The sequence below is a fragment of the Actinomycetospora sp. genome (genome assembly GCF_055612215.1).
Window position 1 is genome coordinate 1 of sequence record NZ_JBVPVA010000572.1, and the last position, 6,151, is coordinate 6,151.

At 76.7% G+C, this 6,151-nt stretch carries 6 protein-coding genes and 1 pseudogene; 1 reads left to right on the top strand and 6 read right to left on the bottom strand.

The window, feature by feature from the left end; all coding sequences use genetic code 11:
* From AC0CYZ_RS15725 to AC0CYZ_RS15745, 5 genes are all read right to left on the bottom strand, one after another.
* Positions 1 to 2,462: FtsW/RodA/SpoVE family cell cycle protein (locus tag AC0CYZ_RS15725; RefSeq protein WP_472216941.1), on the bottom strand; the 2,462-nt coding region annotated here is incomplete at its 3' end.
* Positions 2,456 to 3,130 carry a hypothetical protein gene (locus AC0CYZ_RS15730; protein ID WP_472216943.1) on the bottom strand — a complete coding sequence of 225 codons (675 nt, stop codon included), beginning with the start codon at positions 3,128 to 3,130 and terminating at the stop codon, positions 2,456 to 2,458. The genes AC0CYZ_RS15730 and AC0CYZ_RS15725, both read right to left, overlap by 7 nt.
* A 22-nt stretch (positions 3,131 to 3,152) precedes the next feature.
* Positions 3,153 to 4,133 (bottom strand): rod shape-determining protein, encoded by a 981-nt coding sequence (locus tag AC0CYZ_RS15735; RefSeq protein WP_472216945.1) that lies wholly within the window; start codon positions 4,131 to 4,133, stop codon positions 3,153 to 3,155.
* Positions 4,134 to 4,181: 48 nt separating this feature from the next.
* Complete coding sequence (locus AC0CYZ_RS15740; protein WP_472216946.1) at positions 4,182 to 4,559, bottom strand: hypothetical protein; 378 nt, start codon at positions 4,557 to 4,559, stop codon at positions 4,182 to 4,184.
* Between the two features lie 94 nt (positions 4,560 to 4,653).
* The gene (locus AC0CYZ_RS15745) at positions 4,654 to 5,070 is read right to left on the bottom strand and encodes a VOC family protein (RefSeq protein ID WP_472216948.1); all 417 of its coding nucleotides are present in this window, start codon (positions 5,068 to 5,070) and stop codon (positions 4,654 to 4,656) included.
* A 126-nt stretch (positions 5,071 to 5,196) separates the two neighbouring features.
* Here AC0CYZ_RS15745 and AC0CYZ_RS15750 point away from each other — a divergent pair, with 126 nt between their 5' ends.
* Positions 5,197 to 5,607, top strand: coding sequence for a helix-turn-helix domain-containing protein (locus tag AC0CYZ_RS15750; protein WP_472216950.1), 411 nt, complete (start codon positions 5,197 to 5,199; stop codon positions 5,605 to 5,607).
* Positions 5,608 to 5,659: 52 nt separating this feature from the next.
* Here AC0CYZ_RS15750 and AC0CYZ_RS15755 read toward each other — a convergent pair.
* Positions 5,660 to 6,151: pseudogene (locus AC0CYZ_RS15755) on the bottom strand (alpha/beta fold hydrolase); the annotation flags it as partial.

Consider the following 6,151-nt stretch of genomic DNA (forward strand, 5'->3'; position numbering starts at 1 on the left):
GTGGGGCTCCCGACGCCGAGCGCGTGCGCGGTGTCGATCATCGTCTCGGGGCCGAGGGCCACGGCGAGCTGGTAGAAGTACACGTCGTTCGACCAGGCGATCGCGTCGACGAGGTTCTGGGGCGGCAGCACCCGCCAGTTGTCGAACGTGTGGTCGCCGTACGTGAAGCTGCCCCCGGTGGGGATCACGCGGTCCGGCGGGATCACCGGGTGGACCATGTCGGCGGCGGCGTTGACGAGCTTGTAGGTGGATCCCGGCGGGACCGCCGAGGCGATGGCGTGGTCGAGCATCGGGCTCCCGGGTGCCGCCGAGGCGGCCGCCAGCGCGGCGGAGTCCCTCGGCGGGCCGTAGAGGCCGTCGTCGTGGCTGGGCCAGCTGGCCAGCGCGAGCAGGGCGCCGGTGCGCGGGTCCATCGCGACCGCGGCGCCGACCGACCCCGCGCGACTCCCCGTCAACGAGGCCGCGACGTCGGCGACGAGGCGCTGCTGCATGCCGAGGTCGAGGGTCAGGGTGAGCGCCGCGCCGGGCACCGGGTCGCGGCGGGCGGCGGGCGCCACCGGTCGGCCGGTGGGATCGACCCAGAAGCACTGCTCGCCCGGCACGCCGCGCAGGACGGCGTCGTAGGACTGCTCGACCCCGGCCCGGCCGGTGGTGCCGCGCGGGTCGAGGTCGGCGTGCCGGGCGGTCTCGGTCGGGGTCGCGGCACCGACCCAGCCGAGGACCGGGGCGAGTACCGGGCCCGTGGGATAGCTCCGCCGGGGCGCGGGGACGACGACGACGCCGGGCAACGCCGCCCGGGCGACCACGTCACCGGTGGGCCCGGGAACCACCCCGGCGTCGACGCCGGGCGTGGTCGCGGGAGCGGCGTCGACGAGGGCGTGGAGTTCGCCCGGCGGGCGTCCCAGGAGGACGGCGAGGCGGTCGACGGCGCCCGGCGAGGCCCGCAGCAGGGCCGGGACGGCCTGCACGTCCCGGTCGCCGGCGTCGGCGGCGAGCACGGCGCCGTGCCGGTCGACGATTGCGCCGCGGGGCGCCGGGATCGTCAGGCACCGGGTCATCTGGTCCACACCCGCGGCGAGCGCCACCGGGTCCCGGACGAGGCCGACCCCGTACCCGGCGAACACGGCGAGGACGGCAGTCACGACGACCGCGGCGGAACGGGCGAGCCGGGGACGGGTGCGGGCGGCGGGCGACCAGAGGGGGCGGCGCGCACCGTCCCGGCGGCCTCCGAGTGCGAACCCGAGGGCCACCAGGTGGACGACCGTGGCGGTGCCCCCGACGGAGAGGAGCGGGAACGGGACACCCGCGACGGGCAGCAGACCGAGGTTCCCGCCGGTCGACACGACGAGCTCGACGCCGACCAGGACCGCGAACCCGGCGCAGAGCAGCCGTCCGACGGCGCTGCGCGGCGAGCGCGCCCCGAGGACGCACCGCCAGATGATCACGAGGCCGGCGACGACGGCGAGGCCCGCGGCGACCGCGCCCCATCCCGAGGCGAGGGAGGCGAGCGCGAGATCGGTCTCGCGCTCGGGCAGGTAGTCCGCGGCCAGGGTGTGCACCGGGTCGCCGTGATCGCCCCACCAGCCCCCGCGCGCGATCGCGAGCCGGGCCTGGCGCACGGCCCAGCCCGGACCGGCGGCCGACTGGGAGCCCGTCACGAAGGTCCCGAGCCGGGCGAGCTGGTAGTCGTGCAGGAGACCGAGGGCGAGCGGGGCCGCGACGGCGGCTCCCGCAAGCACCGGCACCAGGAACCGCGCCGGCACCCGCGCGCTGACCAGCACGACGACGGCGGTGACCGTGAGCAGGGTGGCCGTGGACAGATCGGGCTGTCCGGCGACGAGGACGACCGGCACGGCGGCCAACGGGAGGGCGAGCACGAAGCGGCGCCAGGTGGGCCGGCCCCGGGTGAGGACGGCGGCCAGCACGAGGGGGACCGCCAGCTTGGCGAGCTCGGAGGGCTGCACCGTGACCGCCCCGGCTCCGAGCCAACGACGGGCCCCGTTGACCTGCAGGCCGCCGACGAGGACGAAGAGCAGGAGGGCCACCGTCGTGCCGTAGACCGCCCACGCGAGCGCGGGCGTGGCGGGGCGGCGCCGCGCGGCGAGCAGGAGCAGCAGGGCGAGTCCGAGGCCGCCGGTCACGAGCTTCGTCACCGCCGCGTCCGGCTCGCCGGCCGCGAGGAGGTTGGCCGCGCCCAGGCCCACGAGCAGCGTCGCGGCGAGCACCGCGGCGACGTCCGCGACGACCGGGCGTCGGGGCTCGGCCCCGCGCTCGTCCCTCGCCCGGGCGTCGGCCTGCCGCCGGACAGCGCGGCTCTCGCTGCCCGCGCGACCCGCGACGCGCCGACGCCAGGCCCGGCGCACCCGGCGCAGCGGCCCGCGCCGGGCCCGCCCCCAGCCGTCGTCGGGATCGGACGGCGGGGGAGACGGGTCGTCCCATCCGCCGGTCCCGCCGCTCAGCACGGCCCGGAGCCGATCGGCACGGCGGTGGACGCCGTTCGGGCGGGCGCCGTGGTGACGGCGACGAGGGCCAGGGCGCGACCGGCCGGCAGGGGAACGGTGGTCACGCCGTAGGAAGACCCCGTCGCCGCGGGGACGACGCCGGTGCCCAGCGGCACGACGGAGCCGCGGCACCGGTCCAGCGCGAGGACGGTCCACGGCGCGGGGCTCGCCGGCGCCCCCGGCGTGCGGTCGACCGCGACCAGCACGGTGCACGTGCCTCCCGGGACGCACGGTGGACCGAGGAGGCGGAGGCGGACGGCGGCGACGTCGCCGGCCGCGGCGGGCGCGAGGCGGGGGATCGCCGGGAGCGGAGGTGTCCTCGCCGTCCGGACGACCTCCGGGACGTCGGCGGCCTCGCGCAGGTGCGCGAGGTCGGCCCGGATGCGTCCCTGGAGCAGGCCGAGCTCGGTGATCACCACGATCACGACCGCGGCCAGCGCGGCGAGCCACGGCCAGCTCCGCCGCCAGGTGCGGGCGGCGAGGGCGCGGGCGTCCCGCGAACGGCGCGGCGGCGGGAACGGCGGGCAGGGGAGGAGCCGGTCGGCCGGAGCCGGAGCCGGAGGTGCCGGGGTCGCGGGCGACGGGGCGGACGGTTCCGGCTCGGTGGAACGGGTGGGCGCAGCGGCCATCGTGGCGTCCCGGGCCGGTGGTTCAGGCGGGACGGGCGCGAGGTGCGGGGCGGCCACCGGCCAGCGCGAGGCCCTCCCCGACGCACGTCCTCGGCCGCTCCGGGACCTTGACGGGCAGACCGAGGGCGGCCTCGAGCTCCTCGCGCAGGCGTGACGCGGAGGAGGCCCCGCCGACGAGCACCACTCCGCTCGCGAGCAGGTCCGGGACGCCGGCCACCGGGAGGTCGTCGAGGCAGTCGGCCAGCGCGGAGACCGTGCGGCGCACGATCGGGACGACGGCCGTCTCGACCTCGCTCACCTCGATCGTCACCGTGCGGGGCCGCCCGCTCACGACGTCGCGCCCCTCGGCGGGGACCGGCTCGCGCGCCGACGAGGCGGCGATCTTCAGCGCGTCGGCGGCCGCCGAGGAGACGTGCAGGCCGTACCGGTCCCGCAGATGCCCGCGCAGGGCGGCGGTCATCTCGTCGCCCGCATGGCGGCAGGCGCGGTGGGCCAGGACGACGCCGCGGCAGAAGACCGCGATCTCCGCCGTGCCCGCGCCCACGTCGACGACGGACTGGACGCGGGGGTCGTCGAGGTCGAGACCGCATCCGAGGGCCGCCGCGAGGGGCGCGGCGAGCAGGTCGACGTGCCCGAGGCCGGCCTCCTCCGCCGATTCGGCGAGCGCGCGACGCTCCAGCGGGGTGACGTCGACCGGGCAGCTCAGGACCGCGTGCGGGCGGCGGATGCGCCAGCGGCCGCGTGCCGTCCGTCGGACGACTTCGTGGAGGTAGGTGCGGACGAGGGTCAGATCGGTGACGACGCCTGCGCGCAGGGGATACCCCACCCGGGCGCCCGACGGGGTGCGGCCGGCGAGGGCGGCGGCCGCGTCACCGATGATCAGCTCCCGACCCCGCCCCGCCGGCCACTCCACCAGCAGGGACGCCTCGTCGTGCACCACACCGTCGCGGGGGTGGCAGACCACCGTCGTCGCGGTCCCCAGGTCGATGCCGAAGTCCGCCACCTCTGCCCCCTCGCTCCCGCACCTCCCGCCGGTCGGCGAGGATCGACGCTAGGAGCGTGAGAACGAGTCCTCCAGGGTCGTTGCTCCCCTCGGCGGCGTCCGAAGGTCCCGAAGGGGACGGGGCGAGCCGACGGCGGCCGCGCCCGGGTGGTCGGTGGCCCGGAGCCCGGTGGCGGTGAGCATGCCCTGCCGCACCGTCAGCCGCGTCTGTACCTGGCTGAGCACGGGGAGCAGTGCGGCGTCCAGACCGGAGGCCCCGTGCGCGTCCACCCGGATGTGGCGGACGCCGGCCGCGACGAGTGCCTGCAGGTGCTCGGCCACCCGCGCCACCGCGGCGGGGCCCTGCTCGCCGCGCAGCACCACCAGCCCGTCCTCGCCCTCGACCATCGAGCCGACGAAGCCCGTCCGCGTCCCGAACCCGGTCATCGCCGACCCCCTCGCCTCGTGACGTGCGCTCCACACCCTGGTGACCGCGCCGTATCCCGGGAAAGGGCCGTTGGTCCCGAATCCGGGGCGCGCGTCAGAGCGTCAGGTGCGACATCCGGCCGATCCGGATGGCGTTGCCGAACGGATCGCGAATGGCGAAGTCGGTCCCGTAGGGCTGTTCGATCGGTTCCTGCGTGACGTCGGCACCGGCGGCGACGACCTCGTCGAACGTCTTCCGGACGTCGTCGGTGGTGAAGGCCAGCCACCCGCCACCGGCCCCGACCGTCACCAGTTCCCGGATCCGTTCCGCGGTCGCGTCGTCGTGCGCGGGCGGGCCGGGCCGCTCCAGCAGGATCTCCTTGTCGGTCCCCGGGACGCGGACGGTGAGCCAACGCATGGCGCCGAAGTCGACGTCGGCCGCGACCTCCAGCCCCAACACCCCCGTGTAGAACTCCAGCGCTCGGTCCTGGTCGAGGACGAAGATGGACGAGAGGTTGTTCGAGGTGAGCACGGTGATCCTCCGCGGTCGTGGCTGCCGGTTCGATCAGCGACGATAGGAGCGCTCCGGGCCCGCGGCGTTATCCAGAAGTGCTCTGCGTGGCCGCGTCGTCGACCTCGTGGTGAAGGGGGGCCGACCGTGAGCGAGGCCGACGAGGACGCCCGGCGGCGCCTGCTGCGGGCCCGGGATCTCATGGATCGCGGCTACGCCCGGCCGCTGGACGTCGACCAGCTCGCGCGGGTCGCCCTGATGGCGCGGTCCCACTTCATCCGCGAGTTCCGGCGGGTCTTCGGCGAGACCCCGTACCGGTACCTGCAGCGGCGGCGGGTCGAGCGGGCCATGTTCATGCTGCGTCACAGCACCGACACGGTCACCGAGGTGTGCGCGAACGTGGGCTTCACCAGCCTCGGGACGTTCAGTCGGACGTTCACCGCGATCGTCGGGGCGACCCCGACGGCCTACCGGCGAGCCTGCGCGGCCACCGAGCAGAAGGCGCCCACGTCCTTCGCGATGCGGTGGACCCGGCCCGCCGACCACTCCGGGTCGTGACCACGGCCGCAGCGGATCAGGGCGAGTGCCGCGGCGACCACGGACCGCGGGGTCACGGCGCGGAGCCCACCCGAACGAGGGCCGCCGCGAGCACGTCCCAGGCGACGGCGTGGTCCTGGCCGTCCAGGACGTGGTGGCTGCCGGCGGGGAGCACGGCGGTGAGGGCGCGGGCGGCCGTGTCGGCCCACGCTCCGGTCTCGCTGCCGGTCAGCACCACGGTCGGGACGGCGACGGACCCGAGGCCGGTGGGCAGGGTGCTGTCGCCCATGACCAGGGCGTCGTGGAGCAGGGTGGGGGCGATGGCCTCGAGGTCGGCCCACCCAGGTCCCTGTCGCATGCCCGCGATGGCCTGCTCGGGCAGACCCACGGTGGTCAGGAACAGGGCCATCGCGTCACCGGGCCGACCGTCGTCGAGCCGGGCGGTCAGCTCGGTGACGTACAGCTGGTGGCGGCGCGGGGCGTCCGGATCGACCATGATCGGCGGCTCCCACAGCGCGAGCTCGACGATCGGCAGCCCGGCGACGGCGGCGCGCAGCGCGAGGAC